Annotated in this window: 14 protein-coding genes and 1 CRISPR repeat array; of the genes, 2 read left to right on the top strand and 12 right to left on the bottom strand. The window is 50.3% G+C overall.

From position 1 onward, the window contains the following. Positions 1-44 precede the first annotated feature (44 nt). The 12 genes from A8F97_RS22845 to uvrA form a co-directional block, all read right to left on the bottom strand. Positions 45-452 carry a DUF1240 domain-containing protein gene (locus tag A8F97_RS22845; RefSeq protein WP_082218653.1) on the bottom strand — a complete coding sequence of 136 codons (408 nt, stop codon included), beginning with the start codon at positions 450-452 and terminating at the stop codon, positions 45-47. Positions 453-498: 46 nt separating this feature from the next. Further along, positions 499-906, bottom strand: a complete 408-nt coding sequence (locus tag A8F97_RS00415; RefSeq protein WP_033072276.1) for a DUF1240 domain-containing protein — start codon at positions 904-906, stop codon at positions 499-501. A gap of 45 nt (positions 907-951) precedes the next feature. After that, complete coding sequence (locus A8F97_RS22840; RefSeq protein ID WP_082218654.1) at positions 952-1356, bottom strand: DUF1240 domain-containing protein; 405 nt, start codon at positions 1354-1356, stop codon at positions 952-954. Beyond that, a complete protein-coding gene (locus A8F97_RS00410; protein ID WP_082218655.1) occupies positions 1349-2209 on the bottom strand; it encodes a hypothetical protein in 861 nt (286 codons plus the stop codon). Before A8F97_RS00410 ends, A8F97_RS22840 begins: the two co-directional genes overlap by 8 nt. Before the next feature lie 404 nt (positions 2210-2613). Continuing rightward, positions 2614-3168 (bottom strand): type I-F CRISPR-associated endoribonuclease Cas6/Csy4, encoded by a 555-nt coding sequence (gene cas6f / locus A8F97_RS00405; RefSeq protein WP_014701304.1) that lies wholly within the window; start codon positions 3166-3168, stop codon positions 2614-2616. Between the two features lie 9 nt (positions 3169-3177). Then, positions 3178-4191 carry a type I-F CRISPR-associated protein Csy3 gene (gene csy3, locus A8F97_RS00400; RefSeq protein WP_015731169.1) on the bottom strand — a complete coding sequence of 338 codons (1014 nt, stop codon included), beginning with the start codon at positions 4189-4191 and terminating at the stop codon, positions 3178-3180. A 13-nt stretch (positions 4192-4204) separates the two neighbouring features. After that, a complete protein-coding gene (csy2, locus tag A8F97_RS00395) occupies positions 4205-5137 on the bottom strand; it encodes a type I-F CRISPR-associated protein Csy2 (RefSeq protein WP_015731170.1) in 933 nt (310 codons plus the stop codon). Beyond that, the gene (csy1, locus tag A8F97_RS00390) at positions 5134-6468 is read right to left on the bottom strand and encodes a type I-F CRISPR-associated protein Csy1 (protein WP_033072110.1); all 1335 of its coding nucleotides are present in this window, start codon (positions 6466-6468) and stop codon (positions 5134-5136) included. The genes csy2 and csy1 overlap by 4 nt, the downstream gene beginning before the upstream one ends. 427 nt (positions 6469-6895) lie before the next feature. Next, on the bottom strand, positions 6896-10192 hold the full coding sequence (gene cas3f / locus A8F97_RS00380) for a type I-F CRISPR-associated helicase Cas3f (protein WP_033072112.1): 3297 nt from the start codon (positions 10190-10192) through the stop codon (positions 6896-6898). Then, complete coding sequence (cas1f, locus tag A8F97_RS00375; protein ID WP_033072113.1) at positions 10189-11169, bottom strand: type I-F CRISPR-associated endonuclease Cas1f; 981 nt, start codon at positions 11167-11169, stop codon at positions 10189-10191. The genes cas3f and cas1f overlap by 4 nt, the downstream gene beginning before the upstream one ends. 297 nt (positions 11170-11466) lie before the next feature. Continuing rightward, positions 11467-13000: direct repeats of the CRISPR family, unit length 28 nt; unit sequence GTTCACTGCCGTATAGGCAGCTTAGAAA. 100 nt (positions 13001-13100) lie between these two features. Further along, positions 13101-13520 (bottom strand): secondary thiamine-phosphate synthase enzyme YjbQ, encoded by a 420-nt coding sequence (locus A8F97_RS00370; protein ID WP_015731174.1) that lies wholly within the window; start codon positions 13518-13520, stop codon positions 13101-13103. Between the two features lie 17 nt (positions 13521-13537). Continuing rightward, entirely contained in the window at positions 13538-16372 is a 2835-nt protein-coding gene (gene uvrA, locus A8F97_RS00365; RefSeq protein ID WP_014701313.1) for an excinuclease ABC subunit UvrA, read from the bottom strand. 249 nt (positions 16373-16621) lie between these two features. On the opposite strand from uvrA, the gene ssb1 reads away from it, so the two are divergent. Next, on the top strand, positions 16622-17164 hold the full coding sequence (ssb1, locus tag A8F97_RS00360) for a single-stranded DNA-binding protein SSB1 (protein WP_014701314.1): 543 nt from the start codon (positions 16622-16624) through the stop codon (positions 17162-17164). A 242-nt stretch (positions 17165-17406) separates the two neighbouring features. Further along, on the top strand, positions 17407-19248 hold the full coding sequence (locus A8F97_RS00355) for an amidohydrolase (protein WP_033072114.1): 1842 nt from the start codon (positions 17407-17409) through the stop codon (positions 19246-19248). The last annotated feature ends 109 nt before the right edge of the window (positions 19249-19357 follow it).

The raw sequence follows: 19357 nt of genomic DNA, 5'->3' as shown, positions 1-19357 counted from the left end.
TCTCCCTTGGTAGGAAAATAAAAACCACTAGATATTTTTGTTATTTACCATTCATCACAGAGAACAATGCTTTTCACATACTTATTGGGATCCATCCAAGAGTTCTTAGGACATAATTCATACCCATAACTTCTAAAATTAAAAGAAATATACATAGATGCAATAAAACTAATCACCACACCAATAAAAAACAAATAACCACATACATTTGTTAATGTTCCATACATTCCTATCGGTTTGTTTTTTATTGCCATGTAAAACCCTAAATAAGAAAAATAAAACAACATTGGCGAACCAAAAATAAGTATCCCGACCTTCCATGAAAAGATAATTATATCGCTTAGTCTAAACAAACCCCAATAACCATTAAAAGAAAACCAGATTCCCCAGCATGTAATTATAAAAACCAGCACTGAGAATGAGAAAAATAGCGGCCGATTTATTTTAAACACGAACAATCCTCCACAGGCATAAAAATAACAACCTATTAGATAATCTTTACCATTTATCACAGAAAACAATATCTTTCACATACTTATTGGGATCCATCCAGGATATTTTTGGACACATTTTATAACTTTGAATGTTAAGATCATATGATACATATATTGATAAAAACAAACTAACCACCGCGCCAAAGATAGCTATCATTGCTAATATATTTGCTAATTTATTATTCATCTTTGCAGGTTCGTTTTTTATTACAGAATAAAAAGCCAGATATGAAAAATAGAACAATAGTGGTGCAGCGAATATCAGGACACCAACTTTCCATGAGAAGATAATTACATCATTTGATTCAAAGAAAGCTAAGTATCCGCTTAAAGAGAACCAACATCCCCAACAAGAAGCAAGAAAAAGAAATAATGCAAACGAACCAATTAATGGCCTATTTACTTTAACCACGGCTGTATCTCCCCCAGGCATGGAATATCATACTTTCGTACTATTTTATTCTTTACAAAGATCAATGTTTTTTACATATTTATTTGGAGACATCCAGGATGTCTTAGGGCAGACTTCATAGCCCAACTCATTTAGGCTATAAGATATATACAGAGATGAAAACAAGCTAATTACGCCCCCAATAATCATTATTATAACCAACCCCCCTCCAAGTTTATTATTAATTCTAGCCACTTCATTATTCACTACAGAATAAAGGAATAAATATGAAAAATAGAATAGCAATGGTGAACAAAAAACCATCAACCCAACTTTCCATGAAAAAACAATTACATCAGTTAACTGTAAAAAATCCAAATATGAATTAAAAGAAAACCAACCAGTAAAACATGTCAATAGAAAAATAAAAATTGCAAATGCGCCCACTAATGGCCTGTTAACCTTAACCACGACTGTACCTCCCCCAGGTATTAAAGAACTGGTCTGGATGGTATGGGGTATATTGTGATCTATGTGATTTTAAGTTATTTATTATCGTCTCACTTATTTTATACCTATCATCTAACCAGAGTAATGAAAAGCTGACAATGACCCCTAATGCGAATACACCACAAGCAATAATAATAACACTGCCTCCTGTGGCTACCATTACCGAGGTAGCTGCCGTTTTCGCCCCCCATGCAACTCCAATCGATATCGCTAATTTTGCGGCATCCATCGTTAAATTAACAAAGAAATCGGTTAATGCGTATTCATCTTTAAACATTAACTCAATGGTTCGGTAAGCCGCTGAAAAAATAATACATAATCTTGCACCAGCCGCAATACCGCTTTCGATACCTTTCGTCCCTATCCCTATATCTACTATTTTATGACTAATATTTAAATATCTAGTGGCATTTAAATATTTCCTTACCCCAGGATACCCAGATAGTTTTATATATTTATTGCCATCTTTTCCAATATATTCAGTTGCCTTTACGCCGAATCCTTTTATCTCCATCAAAATTCGGCTCACAGACACAGCCTCTGCAATATTACCGGCAAACGATGATACAGGGTCAGTACAGCCAAATATGGCCGTTTTCCACGATTGATTAGGATTTGGCGTACACAATGTTTTTAAAAAATACGTTGCTTCCTGCGCAGTCAATATGGCATGAATATTATCATCATTTATTTCATTTAGTTGAGCACGTAATTTTTGATCGTTGATATCTGCATGCTGCTTTTTAAAATCAAGATGATCCTCTAGCCGATAATCATCATCAACAAGCGTTTTTAACACCGGATCGTATTTCACCGTGATCTCACTCCCTTGAATTTTACTTAAGCCAACGAATTATTTCCCTGTAAGAGTACCTTAACGGAAAAATGACGATTTTTAAATATTAATAACGTCAAAATTGTAATTTCTCACCCAATCAAAAAATCCAGTTACGTAAAAGCGTCACGAAAAGAGGCAACAATAATACGTTATTAAAGGGCCATAACGCATTGAGCACCAGAGCAGCACTACCTCGATAATAGCCAGACGCGGGTGCTTGAGACGATGAATAATCCATCGATGCGACAGTGAACGGTTAGGTTTTCACACTAATCGCCAGATTATTAAAGAAAATATATTTTTTTCGAAAACCCCTTTTTTATTAAGACGACCAACTGCAATTAACAATCAATAGCTTGCAGTTGGCCGCTACCAAAGGGTTAGAACCACGGAACGGTGGCTTCCGCGCTTAAACCATAGGAAGAGAAACGGCCTGTGGCAGGGGCGTTCTGTAGTGGGCCATGTTCCACAAACACAAAAAACATCTGCCCGTTGGACAAGCTCTTGATTTGCACAAACGGCAGTGTGCTACGTTTTTCCACCGCATCGGGAATTCGTGCTGCGGCTTCTGCTTCCGTTAACCAGCCTTTGTTCACCGAGCGTCGACGCAGCCGTTCGGCGCTGGTCTTGAGCTGAACGCGGCGTACAGTGCGAAATTTCACGTTGTTAGGTACGGCTTTACACTCAGAAACCTGTGTGTAATCCCGCAATCCTTTTAGCCAGGACGTTTTTTCTAACGTAGAGAGCGCGTCTGCCGTACCGTGTAGCCGCAAGCATTCCCCCAGCGTTTTACCCACTTCGGGAAAGCTAATCCCAATCTTGCCATCCGCCAGTTGCCCCAGCGCCCGGTGCAGTTTGGCAAACAGCGCGTTCAAAAGCTGCGGCGCAGTGAACTCGGGATCGGGTTGGACGCGGATATCAATGTAGTGATCCATACCGCCACCTTATTCGCCTTTTTCACCAAACACACCGCCACGAATCAGCGTAGCGATGACGTAGTGCTGCTGTTCTGGCACGGGGACGTCGCCTTTAATTACCCAGTTATCCAGCAGCGTGTAGAAATCCATTTTCTCTTTAGGCTGGCGATAGGCTTTACCGCGACTGGTTACCGAGCCGTAAGGTTCGACGGCAATCGGACCCGCTTCATCAGCCGCCGGATACCAGTCGTCGATGGTGCGCAATGCGTTACCGATTTTCTGCGAGTGGATGGCCGCGACATCGTTTACCTGATAGAGGATCTTGCTCTTGCCGTTACGCGCTTTTTCGTCGAGCACCAGTTCCTGAGATGGGAAGACTTCCTGCCCGTTGCCTAACTGCACGTAGGCTTCCACGGTAAAAAGCGCCGAGGCGTCACCCGCCAGCCCCTCCTCAATCGCCTGTGCTAATGCTGCAAGGTCACCCGTTGGCTGGCTGAACTGGCGCAGCGAATAGTCTTCACCGTTGAACTCCCAACTTTTTTCACCTTTCCTGGTGACGACGACGCGGATCGCTTCCGCCCCAACGCGGTTGCGCCACAGAAAACGACCGTTCGCGATATTCTCCGCATAGCGTGCCGCCAGTGTGCCAAAACCCTGATCCTGAGCATATCCGGTGATGATGTTACCCAGCGCGGTTTGATAATCCTGATCGTTACATACCGATGGCTGCGCCAGATTACCGAGCACCCGCAGGGTGAACACGACTTTTAGGGTATCGGCATCGAAAGGAAGAGCGGCGACGTCCACTTTTTGCAGGTTGGCTTTTTGAATTTCCGCATCCAGTTTGGTCGTGTCGCTGGTGAGGGCATTTTTCAGGCGGTTAGAGATCGTCCCACGAACCGATTTCTCCTGAATGGCAATAGCCGTCCAGTTGTCCTGCTGCGTCCAGTTTCCTGCGTACATCAATGCATCCGAGTTAGCCAATTTACGTTCAAAAGCCAGTACTGATGCGGTCTTTAACGCTGTTGTTGCTTTTGCCATGGTATCGTCCTTTTTAGTAATCGAATTCGTAGGAAGTGTCTTCTGCTGCTGAGTCGGTATCCGCTAACTGGCGGCAGTGATAATCGCCGTTCTGGTGGTCATATTCCCAGAGTATCTGGCGGATATCATTGATGCGGTGCGCGCCTTGCCATTCCCCGATGCCGTAGGCGGCTTCGGCAAAACAGAACGATGTGTGCGGATCGCGGGTTTTATCAACCTCACCGGGTGCATAAAGTGGTGAAATGGCACGGTAGCCAATCATCAACGGCGTCAGAAAACCGCCGTCGCCGGGCTTGGGAAGGTATTTCCACTGTACGGCGTTATCGCTAGGATCGCGTTCTGCCTGCATCTTCAGCGCGGCGAAATCCAGCCAGGCATCGATCATTTCTGCTTGCGGGTTGTCCTGCTGTAGAGCCTGAAAATGGCGATGCAGTAGTGAGGTGCGGTCTCTTAGCACAAAGCCCGGTAATAGGCGGCGCATGACTCCACGGTTTTCCACTTCGTCCACCGGTAACGACTGGATGGTGACCCGCTCGATATCAATAACGGTTCCTCCTGCCAGACGTTGGCATTGCGCCTGCTGTTTCAAATGTTCACATAGGGCCGTGGTATCCGCCGGGATCTGTCCGTCGCAGCGTATTAACAACGAGACGGTCATATGCATGCGGCCTTCTTCATTAAAAGCGGCAGTTTTGGCTTCTTTGGTGAGCGGGTTACGGGTCAGGGCAAAACTCCGTTCCCAACTGGAACCATAGGCGTGTAGCTGATGCTGATGGCTCACCACGCCGCAGCCGTCCAGCGTTAGCCCGTGGCTAGCCTGTAGCTTGCGCGATAGCGCATGGGTAAACCCGAGAAAGTGCGTAATGGCAGGAAAGCCGTAGGTCAGTCCAGCAATGGCGTTGGCGTTTTCGACCTGGATACGACGCAGGATAATCAACGTGCTCATGCCAGCTCCTCTTTCAGTGTGCCTTCCATTTCGCGCATACGACGTTTGAACAGGGCTGCGGTAGACCATTCCCGACGTTCTACCTCGCCGAAAATCAAGTTTTCATGCTTGAGGCGACGGTTCAGCCAGCGGCCAAAATCGTAGGCCACCGCCTGTTGCCAATCTCCCGCTTCGCGTTCACGGCGGAAAACGGTATCCGTTTCTGCGCGATAAGGATCGAGCCACAACTGCTGGGTGCGTTTCAGTTCAGACTCTGCGCTCCAACCAGCGGGCAGGTTCTGCACGCTAGCGACATAGAAGAAGAGCTGATCGATTAACTGGTCGAGGTAACGCAGGCGCTGTTGACGAATGTCGCGATTGTTTTCCACCTCTTTGACGCTGAGTAAAAAGCGCTGCATCTGCGCTAACGTCGCGCGGGTGTAATAGTCCACCTCGCCGCGTGGCCGGAAAATGGATTCATGCTGCTGCGGAGGTTTTTCAATACTATTCCACTGCGGTGGTGCACTGCTGAGCAAATAAGAACGGCCGCTGCGGCTGCTGTTTAGCGCAGAAATATTTTGTGGCTTGGTGCCACCCATATTCTGTACTGCCAGATTGGGGTAACTGATAGAGAGTTGGTCGTGCCACTGGCTTGCTTTTTGCGCCTGACGAATTGCTTTTGCCTCGTCGCCAAAACGCACGGCATTGATCCGCTGATGGAGAGCCTGTGCCAGTGAAGAGGAGTAAAGTGGGCTGAGCAGATGGTATTCACCATTTGCTAGCGGGAAATAGATCTGTTTGGCCAGCTTATGTGAGCTGGGTTGGCGATCGGTGAACACCTGCTGAAACCCTGCCAACCACTGTGCGAGCTGTTCCGGACTTTCTGCCAGTGCTTCCAATGCGCTGTGGTCGCCACGCTGTAAGGCGGCGACCAGCGAATCCCCGTCGTATTCGGTCTGTAGCAGCTTGGCGACATCTAATGCGGCTGCGTTGCCGACGGCATCAATGGCGGGTTGTGCCAGCGTTGCAGTGGAAAGCGTTTTGGCATCAGCTACAGTGTCAGCGCTAAAGATACTGCTACCTCTGGCATCGCTGTGGGTGAACTTCAGCGCGTGGGTGACCAGGCTGATTTGTCCAGCGCGGCTGGCAGCATCGGTTAACCAGTTTTGTACTTCGTGCTTTTGCTCTATCTCCCGACGCACTTGCGCCAGTTCTAGCTCTGTCACAGCCAGCGCTTCACCGCTGAGTGCTGCGCGTTTCTTCTCCGCGTCTTTATCGAAAGCATCCAGCTTGGCCTGCTTTCGCGTGCTAATGTAGGAGAGTATGAACGTTTTCAATTTCTCACCACGCATAGTTAATCCTTTATTTTTAGACTCTTACATGAACTTTCTTCTAGTTTCGATTGATTGTTATAGAAAAAATTGAGAATTGTTGTCCCTTTGCTGAGCTGTCCGCTTGGTTATTGATATACATAGTTATGGGCTTCATACAAAGGATGACAACCAAAATAGCGGCCAATAACACTGCTAATCCAATAACGTTTAATCGTTTCATATGCTGCGACCTGCTTAAAGCTTGCACTATACGAGCATGATAGCTGAAGATTTCATTCAACCTAAGAAAAGACATTTGTCTCTTTATTTTTATATTTCTTCAGTGATTGAAGCATAAGCGTATGAATGTGTATCATGCAAGCCCTATCGATACAGATAGCTTAGAAATAAGAAAAGTCATTCGTGGCTTTAATCTTACATTACTGCCGTACAGGCAGTGGCGCACTCAACTGAGTGCGCCAAACACTCCCAACAGCGGGTGCCAGTACCAGTCTTTTTCTTCACGCAGGCGAATTTCGCCGAAGCGGGCGCTCACCCAGCTCAGTTCCCACTGCTTTTCTTCTGCCAGCCGTTGGTACAAGGCGTGGTAATCCGGCTCAATCCAGGCACTGACGCCTTCTGCCATGTTCAGCGTAACGGGACGAGCAATATCGTTTGGCTTCCAGCCGCTGGGGCCATCGTCCTGCACCATGAAAACGGGTTCTTCATCGTCATCGGCGATCCACAGGGTGTACGCTTCATCTTTCGCCGATTGACGAAAAGGTGTTCGCCGTTGCAGTTCACCATTCCAATGCGGGTGTGCGCGCCACCAAAAGGCTGCGGGAGGGCGTTTCAGGTCATCGAGTTTTTTATTTTTGAGGCCAAGCAGCGTTTTTCCCAACACGGCATGCTCTAGCGCTACCAGTGAAAGCGGTTTGGTAAATGATGCTGGCTGCACGATACGCGGTGCGGCGCTAAGGTGGCGGTACTCTTTTTCCTGTAATAGCTGATGGAGATCGTGTGTATCCAGGCTGTCATCCTGCGACTCAAAGCCAGGTTTACAGTACGCAATGTCCTCTCCCCTAAGCGCTCGAATATTGTGACTGAGCAGATAGATATTCGGCGTTTTAGGTACATATCGTTCATCCTGCCGGTGACGCAATATGCGCCCGGCAAGTTGGATCAGCGAACGCATCGAGCTAGGTTCAACAATCGCCCAGTCGTAATCATGATCGCGACCCACTTCAGCGACAGAGGTTGCCAGAACAACAAAGACGTGATGCTGTTGTGGCGCTTTTTCTATCGCCTGACGAATCTCCTCTACCTGCCACAGAGCATCGGCATCGTTGCGCATCAGCGCGGCATCAAGCCGCTGTTCAATATAGGAGCGCATCGCCAACGGATGTTGGCTGTGATAAACGCAGTAATGAATACAGGTATCCGGCGGTGAAGGGATGGAAAGTAACTGTCGAGTGGCGGCAACCAGCGGATCGATGTTTGCCATTCTGACCAGCCCCAGCGAGACGGTCTTCCCACTTTCATGCTGTTGGTGATGCTGCGAATGTAAATCCAATATCCGTGGATGGATCGCCTGTGCGACGGCCAGATGAACATCGTCTGCATTTTTGCTGGGGCTGCTGACCGGTACGATAGTGGCGAAGCGTAGCGGGAGTTCATCTTTCGTCAGATTTTTCAGCCGCTGATGAACGAACGCATCGTGCTTGATCATGAAGTCTTTCACGTCGCCATATTGCGCATGCTGACAGTCAAATTCATCAAACCAGCCGCAGCACACATTCAGTGGCGCATTTGGTGTACCGTAAGCCTGTTGCCAGGCAGCGCGGCCATCAAGATAAGCATCGAACAGCGCACGAATTAACGCAGGCGGCAGTGTGGCTGACGACAACAGCACGCGTGAGCCCAACATTCCCGCCCAGTTAACCAGTCGACAAAGGGCAGGAAGATCCTCCAGACCAAAATCATCCGGTTCATCGAGTACCAGGTCGGAGGTTAATAATCGTAGCATTGGGGCAATCTGGTGACCGCCGCGTAGCCCTTCCGTTGCTGGCATTAGGTGATCGATGGTGGTGATCAGCACGGGCGCACTCAGTAATTGATGCAGAGTTGGACTGCGTTCCAGCCAGGCTTTTAGCCGACCATCATCCAGAGAGCCATCGTAGCGAACATATTGATGTTCAGAGAACAGCGGATCGGCGGATTCACTGCCGGTCTGTGGCGTATTCTGCTGGCGTTGTTGATTCTCCTTCCGCATTTCATGGAGATCTTGCACCGCCTGTGAACCAATCAGCACCGCTAAGTCGTCTTCGTCCAACTTCAAACGTTGCCGTAGCGCATCGCCCGTTTGTAACGTTAGCGTACGTAACCCCAGCGCGACGGAGAAGCGGCAGCCGATGGCTTCATCCGACAGACCATACATAATTCGTGCGTTAGCAAAGGTTTTCCCTCTGCCTGTCGATGCCATGTTGATGCCGAAGAAGCCGTGCTGTTTCGTGGTTTCACGAATGGAGCCAGCAAGGTCAAACGCACGATCTTGCCAGCGAAAGCGTGGATGCGTGCTGCGTTGACGGAACCCTTTGTGGCGGGTGATGGCGGGGAGCGTGTCACGCAGGTGCGGCAGACTTCTCCCCAGTAGTAGGGCATTTTGTCCAACACCGACGCAGTGTTCGTCCAGCCTCTGTTTGTATTCCCTTGTCTTGCGATCGGTGTTAGCCCACACCGGATAAGTGATGTCCTGCCAGCCAAGCGTCGCCGCGCCTGCCGAGTAGTGGTGATCTGCCAGCATGAGCGCAAGGCGTGCCAGATGCACGGTCAACCGCTGGTCTAACTGGCTGAAATACATGAATGCAGGCAGCTTCAGCGCACGGCCTGCAAATTTTCGAGCCTTCTCTCTCCAGACCGCGCTGCGCAGTGGTGTCCCGTTAGGGAACTGCCAGTTTTGCTCTCGCTCGGACGATGTCCAGTGAGTTTTGTAGTGATTGATGGCATTCCACTGAGCGGAGGTATGGTCGGTTAACCATGTCTCAGCGAAACTTAACTGCGGTTCACTACTATTTGGTGCAAGCTCAACAGCTTTATTAAACACTGGCAGCCGATGGTGAGACACAATCAGCCAGGCAACGGTTTGTGCCAGTGGCGGCAAGGTACGAAATGGGCTATCGCTGAACGTCGGCTTATCGTGTTGCAGCGTTGCCAACAGCGCGACCTCCGCTTCTGGGGTAATGGTGCTGAGCATGGTTAGCCAGGCTTTATCGTCCTGCTCACCGACAAAAGCCTGAAATAGTCGCAGCGATACCCATTCATGTCGATAGGGTTGGCTGTGCGGGCCTGTGCCGCTCAGTCCCGCCTGAAACAACGCATTGGCTTTGCCAACATCGTGAAATAACCCAGCAATAGCGGCCAGCAGGCTAAATACCTCAGCGCTGTGCCACGGGTTTTCATCTTTCGTGCGCAGGACATCCCGGCTGGTGGTATTGGTCGGTACGCTCCCCTGAGCATTAAAACGCCGCAGATTGCCGACGACCCACAGCAGCTCGGTATGGTTTGTACTACGAATCCAGTGACAGGCGACAGCCGTATTGCGACGTGCCGTTTTGCGCAACAGCTTGCGTAGTGTGTTCAGCCCTTCCAGCGTGATAGCGGTTTGCCAACTGCGTTCGCCCTTGCGCTCGGCAAACTGATCCAGTATTCGACGGGTTTCGACCAGCGCACGCTTATTGCATTCTGAAATCAGCAGAATATTCATCGCGCTACCTGACTCAGCTTACTGGCGACATCCTGCAAACTGCCGATCATCACATCCAGCGCTTCGGATTGTTGAAACGCGGTCAGGCAGCGCTGACGAAATTCTTGTTCATCTTCGCCCTCCATCGCAGCAATAAAAGCCTGCGGTAGCACAAGCGCATCTTTAATTAAATCGGCGACGTCGAACACCAACCCGCCACGGCGAGTCTTACCGTGCAACACAGCTAGCCCGTGCGGCAGACCCAAGACCCACGTCGAGACGGCGGCCAACCCATAAGCCAGATAGTTGCCGTGATCGAGAAAGCGGTTAGCCAAATCGGTGCCACCGCCGCGTTTGGCGCGGGTAAAGTCACCATAGCTGACAGCATTAGCGGCCAATTTGTACAAGGCTTTCGTCATCATCGCTTCCTGTACCAGCACATCATTACTGGTACGGCAGTTGGTTAGCCCTTTTTCATAACGATCCAAAAGCGCCTGAAGGTGATCGGCCTTAAAGGTAAAGCGGGATTCGCGGGACAGACGAGAGCTTAGCCAGTGCTGACGAATTTGTGTTATTCGCACCTGCTGAAAGGCGACGGCGGCGGCCAGCCTTTTCTCATCATCGAACCAAAAGCTCACCCAGTCCTGCAAATACTCGGTTGGTCGATATTCGCTCTGTGGCGATAGCCAGGATACCGCGATTTCCGCCTCGTTAGCCGCAAACAGCGGAGTACCGCCACCGCCACAGAAACCGACCATCACACCGGCTCTGGCAAACTCTCGCATGGCGGCCTGCGTGACGGAGGTGCCGGTTCCCAACATCACAACGCTGGTATTGGCGATGGGAATATTCCAGTACAGCGACTGACTTCCCTCTTCCGTGACATATTCGACACGGCCACCGTTGACGAGAATGCGACAATGCTGAAGATAATAAACATTGGCGCGTTTGGAATGCAGAATTGTTTTTAAGTCCGAAGGGCTAAAAGCGTTATCCATAATGTATTTTCTGCCGCGATCGATAATAGGTGTTGATGCCAGCGAAATTAATCGCAGACTAACTATTTAATAAATAAAAATATAATCTTCAGAAAACTAACGAAAATCAGCCTATCACAGATAGTTTGGGAAAATGATGGCTACAAAAAATATTACCCAGATGCAGACCCTTTTTATTTGGTCTATTTCACAGGATTAAAAATCAATGAGTTACAGTTAGGCTGAAAAAAAGGGTTTTTGCGGCAAAAACGGTGATTGCTGCTAATAAAACAAATCGTTAGAGTGATCGGGCTACAGGTTCACTGCCGTACAGGCAGCTTAGAAAAGCTAAACGCGGCGGTGTACTCCGCTATCGAAGTTCACTGCCGTACAGGCAGCTTAGAAACTGTATAAACATACATACCCCTAAAAGCTCCTGTTCACTGCCGTACAGGCAGCTTAGAAACACTGCAAATTATCCGCTTTCAGGTTTCGCAGGGTTCACTGCCGTACAGGCAGCTTAGAAAGCGTTTAGCTGGTGGAACAATTTAGCGTTAGCGTTCACTGCCGTACAGGCAGCTTAGAAATCATTCAACGTGCTTGACTATGCCCTGCGTGTGTTCACTGCCGTACAGGCAGCTTAGAAATAGAGGAAGATTCTAGCCTTTTAGATATCTTGGGTTCACTGCCGTACAGGCAGCTTAGAAAAGCAGAAAGCAGGGCAAGCGGCAGAAACTCGTGTTCACTGCCGTACAGGCAGCTTAGAAATTCATACGCATCATTGAAGCTGTGCAGGGCAAGTTCACTGCCGTACAGGCAGCTTAGAAATAGATAATAGGGGCTTATTCTTTGTTGAGGTTAGTTCACTGCCGTACAGGCAGCTTAGAAATAAAGTCGGGCAATCTGTTTACGTGCCTTTCGGTTCACTGCCGTACAGGCAGCTTAGAAAATAGCAAAATCTAACGCCCGCGCATCCATAAAGTTCACTGCCGTACAGGCAGCTTAGAAACTACAGTAGTATCACTGTAGCAACCATCGCCCCGTTCACTGCCGTACAGGCAGCTTAGAAAATGATGACGAGGCAATTTTTCTTGCGCAGCTCGTTCACTGCCGTACAGGCAGCTTAGAAATGGGTAATGGTCGCTGTCACGGTCGCCTCCGTGTTCACTGCCGTACAGGCAGCTTAGAAACACAATTCCAATTCATCCATGATGTGCATGATGTTCACTGCCGTACAGGCAGCTTAGAAATCATTATATAATCACTATCCGTGAATTTCATGTGTTCACTGCCGTACAGGCAGCTTAGAAAATGTAAGCGCTAACAATGTTATGGTGCGCTATGTTCACTGCCGTACAGGCAGCTTAGAAAGTTATCAATATTTATTCCGATGGCGCATTCACGTTCACTGCCGTATAGGCAGCTTAGAAACGCCGCCCGATACTGACGTTGCGCCGCTTTCGTGTTCACTGCCGTATAGGCAGCTTAGAAAGCTGATTAACGATAAGTGGATGGAATTTCTGAGTTCACTGCCGTATAGGCAGCTTAGAAAGTGGAGGGCGGGTTTTACGGGTCGCTAATTGCGTTCACTGCCGTATAGGCAGCTTAGAAAGTGCACCGAATGTGGCTGTCGTGAAACTCGGCGTTCACTGCCGTACAGGCAGCTTAGAAAGTTAAATTCCAGCGTTTGGTATTGGGCAATCAGTTCACTGCCGTACAGGCAGCTTAGAAAAGCCACCTCTGCCAGTTTTCCGTACAGCGTGAGTCCACTGCCGTACAGGCAGCTTAGAAAAGAATGGAGCCAATCACGTTTCAGTACAATATGTTCACTGCCGTACAGGCAGCTTAGAAAAGATCACAGTGAACAGGAAAACGATATTCAGCGTTCACTGCCGTGCAGGCAGTTCAGTGTTTATCGAGATAAGTCGCTGGTACGATTCGCTTCAAGGGAGCTATTCCCCATTCAGCGTAACGACCAGCGAGCGGCTGCCGCCGTGGTTGCGGTGTTCGCACAGGTAGATACCCTGCCAGGTGCCGATGTTCAGGCATCCGTCGGTGATGGGGAGCGTGAGGCTGTTTCCCAGCAGGCTGCCTTTCAGGTGCGCGGGCATGTCGTCACTGCCTTCATAAATATGGCGGTAGTACGGTTCATCCTCCGGCACTAACCGATTAAAGAAGCTCTCGAAATCCTGCCTCACCGTGGGGTCCGCATTCTCATTAATCGTTAGCGCCGCCGAGGTATGTTTGATGAACACATGCATCAGTCCGGCTTTTATCTGACGCAGTGCAGTGACCTGCGCCAGTATTTCATCCGTCACCAGATGGAAGCCTCTGGCTTTCGGCTTCAGGCGGATTTCATATTGCGCCCACATGATTTGGCCTCTCGCTATCAGGCTTCGCGTGCCAGAATCGGTCGCAGGAAGCGCGCGGTGTGAGACTGCTCGCACGCCGCTACCGTTTCCGGCGTGCCAGAAACCAGAATTTCTCCGCCGCCGCTACCGCCTTCCGGCCCTAAATCGACAATCCAGTCCGCCGTTTTAATCACATCCAGATTATGCTCAATCACCACGATAGTATTGCCCTGATCGCGCAGTTGATGCAGAACGGTAAGAAGCTGCTCAATATCAGCAAAGTGCAGGCCAGTCGTGGGTTCGTCTAGAATATACAGCGTCTGACCCGTTCCACGTTTTGACAGTTCGCGTGCCAGTTTCACACGCTGCGCTTCCCCGCCGGACAGCGTAGTTGCCGACTGCCCAAGGCGAATGTAGGACAGGCCAACATCGATCAACGTTTGCAGCTTCCGCGCCAGCGCTGGGATGGCATCAAAAAACTCGCGCGCTTCTTCGATGGTCATATCCAGCACTTCATGAATGCCTTTACCCTTGTATTTAATTTCCAGCGTTTCACGGTTATAACGTTTACCTTTGCACTGGTCACACGGCACATAGACATCCGGTAGGAAGTGCATTTCGACCTTGATTACACCGTCGCCTTGGCAGGCTTCGCAGCGTCCGCCACGCACGTTAAAGCTGAAACGTCCGGGGTTATAGCCACGGGTACGGGCTTCCGGCACGCCAGCAAATAGCTCGCGAATCGGCGTGAAAATGCCGGTGTAAGTTGCGGGATTGGAACGTGGTGTACGACCGATCGGGCTTTGGTCGATATCGATCACTTTGTCGAAATGTTCCAGTCCCTGGATCTCACGGTAAGCAGCAGGTTCTGCCAGCGTCGCACCGTTCAACTGACGCTGTGCCAGCGGGAACAAAGTATCGTTGATGAGCGTAGATTTGCCCGATCCCGACACACCGGTGATGCAGGTAAACAGGCCAACTGGCAGCGTCAACGTGACGTCTTTCAGGTTGTTGCCCTTCGCGCCGATCAGCTTCAATACTTTGGTTGGATCCGCAGGTACGCGCTGCTTCGGTATTTCAATCTTGCGCTTACCGCTGAGGAACTGCCCCGTCAGCGACCCCGGCACCGCCATAATTTCTTCCATCGTGCCCTCGGCGACAATTTGTCCGCCGTGCACACCCGCACCGGGGCCAATATCAATCACATGGTCGGCAGCACGAATTGCGTCTTCATCGTGTTCCACCACAATGACGGTATTGCCCAAGTTGCGCAGATGAACCAGCGTTTCCAGCAGGCGCTCGTTGTCTCGCTGGTGCAGGCCGATAGACGGCTCATCCAGCACGTACATCACACCAACCAGCCCGGCACCGATCTGGCTCGCCAGACGAATACGCTGCGCCTCGCCGCCGGACAGCGTTTCCGCCGAGCGGGAGAGCGACAAATAGTTCAGCCCCACATTCACCAGAAACTTCAGCCGATCGCCAATCTCTTTTAGTACTTTCTCGGCGATTTGGGCACGCTGCCCGCTAAGCTTCATATTCTGAAAAAACGTCATCGCATGGCCAATGCTCATATCGGAAATCTGCGGCAACGTGGTTTGCTCAACAAACACGTTACGCGCTTCTTCACGCAGACGCGTCCCGCCGCAACTGGCGCAGGAGCGATTGCTGATGAATTTCGCCAACTCTTCGCGCACCGCCGTGGATTCCGTCTCTTTATAGCGGCGCTCCATATTGTGCAGCACGCCTTCAAACGGATGACGACGTACCGAGGTATCACCACGATCGTTGATATATTTGAATTCAACGTTCTCTTTGCCGGAGCCGTACAGAATCACTTTCTGCACCGCTGCAGTCTGGTCTTCAAACGGGGCATCGACGTCAAATTTGTAGTGCTCCGCCAGCGAGCGCAGCATCTGGAAATAATAGAAATTGCGGCGATCCCAGCCGCGAATCGCTCCGCCCGCCAGCGACAGCTCCGCGTTTTGCACCACGCGAACCGGATCGAAGAACTGCTGTACGCCCAGACCATCACAGCTTGGGCACGCGCCCGCCGGGTTGTTGAACGAAAACATACGCGGTTCCAGCTCGTGCATGCTGTAGCCACACACTGGACAGGCAAAATTCGCCGAAAATAGCAGTTCAGGCTGCGTTGGATCGTCCATATCGGCCACGACTACGCTACCACCGGACAGATCCAGCGCAGTTTCAAACGACTCCGCCAGGCGCTGCGCCAAGTCTTCTCGCACTTTAAAGCGATCGACGACAACTTCGATGGTGTGTTTTTTCTGTAATTCCAGTTTTGGCGGATCGGACAGATCGCACACCTCGCCGTCGATACGGGCGCGGATGTAACCCTGTGACGCCAGGTTTTCCAGCGTCTTGCTGTGCTCGCCTTTGCGATCTTTCACAATCGGCGCCAGCAGCATTAGGCGTTTACCTTCCGGCTGCGCCAGCACGTTGTCCACCATTTGGCTGACCGTCTGCGCATCCAGCGGCACATCATGCTCTGGGCAGCGCGGTTCACCCACGCGGGCAAACAGCAAACGCAGGTAGTCATGAATTTCGGTAATCGTCCCGACCGTCGAACGCGGGTTGTGTGAAGTGGATTTTTGTTCGATAGAGATGGCGGGCGACAGCCCTTCTATATGATCGACATCCGGTTTTTCCATCAGCGACAAGAACTGACGGGCGTAGGCGGAGAGGGATTCCACATAGCGCCGCTGCCCTTCGGCATACAGCGTGTCGAACGCCAGCGATGACTTACCCGAACCAGACAGACCGGTGATAACGATCAGCTTGTCACGAGGGATTATCAGATTGATATTCTTGAGATTATGGGTACGAGCACCACGAACTTCGATCTTATCCATTCACACACTTCCCGGAATAAAAACGGTTTGTCATCGTCTCCCGAACGGAGAGAACCGGTACGAAACGGACAATTATGGCACAAAAAAAACTGAATGAATATCCAGTATTAAACCCGTTTATTTTGCAAACGCTGCAAATCTGACTTTCATTTCTGAAGCCATTTCGCAGGTATGACAGAGAGTTTTCCCATGTTAAGATTGATCGTTTAGACTTAAAACAAATCTATCGATTCATCAGGAGATACGAGCATGGCCAGCAGAGGCGTTAATAAAGTGATTCTTGTCGGGAATCTGGGTCAAGACCCGGAAGTCCGCTATATGCCGAATGGTGGTGCAGTTGCCAACATCACGCTGGCTACGTCGGAAAGCTGGCGTGACAAGCAAACCGGTGAGCAGAAAGAGAAGACCGAATGGCACCGTGTGGTTCTGTTCGGCAAACTGGCAGAAGTTGCAGGCGAATACCTGCGCAAAGGCTCTCAGGTTTATATCGAAGGCGCACTGCAAACCCGTAAATGGGCCGATCAGGCTGGCGTAGAGCGCTACACCACCGAAGTCGTTGTTAACGTCGGCGGCACCATGCAGATGCTAGGTGGACGACAGGGCGGCGGCGCACCAGCAGGCGGTAATGCAGGTGGCGGTCAGCAGCAAGGCGGTTGGGGTCAACCTCAGCAGCCGCAGGGTGGCAACCAGTTCAGCGGCGGTGCGCAAGCTCAGCAGCGTCCGGCACAGAACAGCGCGCCCGCACAAAGTAACGAACCGCCAATGGATTTCGACGACGACATTCCGTTCTAGCGCATACCATAGACAATTCTGTAAAGTTTAGACCTGAAACCCTCGCACTGCGGGGGTTTTTCATTTTGTGGTGTATAGAGAAACCAAACATAAACAATCAACCAGGGAAATCATCACATCATGTGCGTTTCGTGCTCAGCGGTATAATCAGAGCACAATCGGTACAGTTATTTCTCCATTGCTACTGAAAAATAGCAACGCCTTATCAATGAGGTGTAAACGTTATATATGGAGATATACGTATGGAAAAAAATAGTACACGCCGCATAGCTACCAAGAATCGATCCCAAAACACGGTCAACAACACATCCTCGACACAGGCTAAGCACGCGGTAACAGGACGCTATTCTTTCAGGCTCGCTGCGCTTGCTGTGACCGTTTCAGGTTTGTTTTTTTCCTCACCCGGGCTAATGGCGGCAGAAACGGCAGCGACTGCCGATTTAGTTTTACGCAATGGCAATATTTATACCGTTAATCAGGGTCAGCCGTGGGCGGAAGCCGTCGCAGTACGCGATGGCCGTTATGTTTTCATCGGTTCAAATGCACAGGCGGCAGAGTTTATCGGCCCGAAAACGCAGGTGGTTGACCTCAATGGCAGTATGGCAATGCCGGGGATTAATGATGTCCATGCTCACCCGTTAGACGGCGGCTATGAAGATATTTATTCCTGTAACTTCGCGCAAACAAGCTCACTGGATGGCATTCTGAATCAGGTCAGTGAATGCGCGCAAAAAGCAGGACCGGGCGAATGGGTGGTCGGGTCTGCCTGGGGTAGCCCGCATATGGCAGAGCTGTCTACCGCCGAAGCGCTGGCGAAATTGGATAAAGTCAGTAACGGGCGTCCGGTCATTCTGCGTGATGATTCTTACCATAACCGCTGGATTAATAGTGAGGCGATGCGTCTGGCAACTATCACCGCCCAGTCCGTTAGCCCAGCCGGAGGCGTCATTGTTAAAGATGCCAAAACAGGCGAGCCTACAGGCCTGTTGCAAGAATTCCCCGCATTCCAGCATGTACAAAGTCTGGTTCCGGTACCCACAGAAGAGCAACGGCTGACATCAGGTCGCAGAGCCGCAAAAACGATGGTGTCGTTGGGCATTACTGGCGTGCAGGAAGCGGTCAGTTCAGAAGTGAATCTGCGCATCTGGAGCAAGATTGACCGGGCAGAAGGCCTGCCTCTGCGTATTATCGGCTCGATCGTCTCCACGCCGCTGTTGGATGAAGGCGCTGCGGGTCTGGAGTTGGTTGCCCGACGCGATGTCTACCGCACCACCAACTTCTTCCCCGATCGTTTTAAATTTGTGTTGGATGGTGTTCCACCGGCCCATACCGCAAAGCTGATTGATCCCTATCTGCCAACCAAAACCCATGGCGATCACTATCACGGTGATACGCACTACACCACCGAGCAAGTCGTCGAGATTCTGTCCAAGCTGGATAAACAAGGCATATCAACCAAGCTTCATGCTGCGGGAGATGGTTCACTGCGTCTGGCGCTGGATGCCGTTGAGCAGGTACGTAAAATTAATGGACCAAATGGTCCGATGCATCAAATCGCGCATACGCATTTGATTTCACCGCAAGATATGCCACGCTTCGCACAGTTGCGGGTTGCCGCCGACCTCTCGCCGATGCTGTGGTTCCCGTCCGATATGACTAACGCCAGTGTTGTGACCATTGGCGAAGAACGTATGAAGGACTTTGTCCCCACGGTTAAATTGTTACGTTCTGGCGCGGTAGTCGCTGGCGGCTCTGACTGGCCAGCCGGTGGCCCCACACCATCACCTTGGATCGGTATTGAAGGACTGGTAACACGCCAGAATCCGCTGGATGATGCACCCGGTACACTGGCCCCCGAAGAAGCCGTCGATCTGCCTGAAGCGATTCGTATCTATACCATCAACAGCGCAAAAACGATGGGCATAGAGAAAGAGACAGGCTCGGTCGAGCTGGGTAAATCCGCCGATCTAATCGTATTGGATCGCCACTTGTTCAACGTACCGATCAAACAGGTGCATCGTGCCAACGTGGTCAAAACGTATTTCAAAGGCCAGCTCGTCTATTCAGCGCCAGAGAAATCCTAACGTGCGGAACCGTCAATAATATTAGGTAATTTTCAGGGGCGTCGATGCAGACGCCCCTTTAACACCGTCTTCATCTCCTTCTAATTGGTCTGCATCTCTCTCAATAAGT

This window comes from Pectobacterium parmentieri, from assembly GCF_001742145.1.
GTDB classification, from domain to species: Bacteria; Pseudomonadota; Gammaproteobacteria; order Enterobacterales; family Enterobacteriaceae; genus Pectobacterium; species Pectobacterium parmentieri.
Note: the sequence above shows the minus strand (reverse complement) of the source record. Positions and strands in the feature narration are given on the sequence as shown.

Coding starts and splice junctions, on each gene's coding strand:
- cas6f (WP_014701304.1), bottom strand. CDS start 3,168: ATGGATCACTACATTGATATCCGCGTCCAACCCGATCCCGAGTTCACT.
- csy3 (WP_015731169.1), bottom strand. CDS start 4,191: ATGGCAAAAGCAACAACAGCGTTAAAGACCGCATCAGTACTGGCTTTT.
- csy2 (WP_015731170.1), bottom strand. CDS start 5,137: ATGAGCACGTTGATTATCCTGCGTCGTATCCAGGTCGAAAACGCCAAC.
- csy1 (WP_033072110.1), bottom strand. CDS start 6,468: ATGCGTGGTGAGAAATTGAAAACGTTCATACTCTCCTACATTAGCACG.
- cas3f (WP_033072112.1), bottom strand. CDS start 10,192: ATGAATATTCTGCTGATTTCAGAATGCAATAAGCGTGCGCTGGTCGAA.
- cas1f (WP_033072113.1), bottom strand. CDS start 11,169: ATGGATAACGCTTTTAGCCCTTCGGACTTAAAAACAATTCTGCATTCC.
- A8F97_RS00370 (WP_015731174.1), bottom strand. CDS start 13,520: ATGTGGGCGCAATATGAAATCCGCCTGAAGCCGAAAGCCAGAGGCTTC.
- uvrA (WP_014701313.1), bottom strand. CDS start 16,372: ATGGATAAGATCGAAGTTCGTGGTGCTCGTACCCATAATCTCAAGAAT.
- ssb1 (WP_014701314.1), top strand. CDS start 16,622: ATGGCCAGCAGAGGCGTTAATAAAGTGATTCTTGTCGGGAATCTGGGT.
- A8F97_RS00355 (WP_033072114.1), top strand. CDS start 17,407: ATGGAAAAAAATAGTACACGCCGCATAGCTACCAAGAATCGATCCCAA.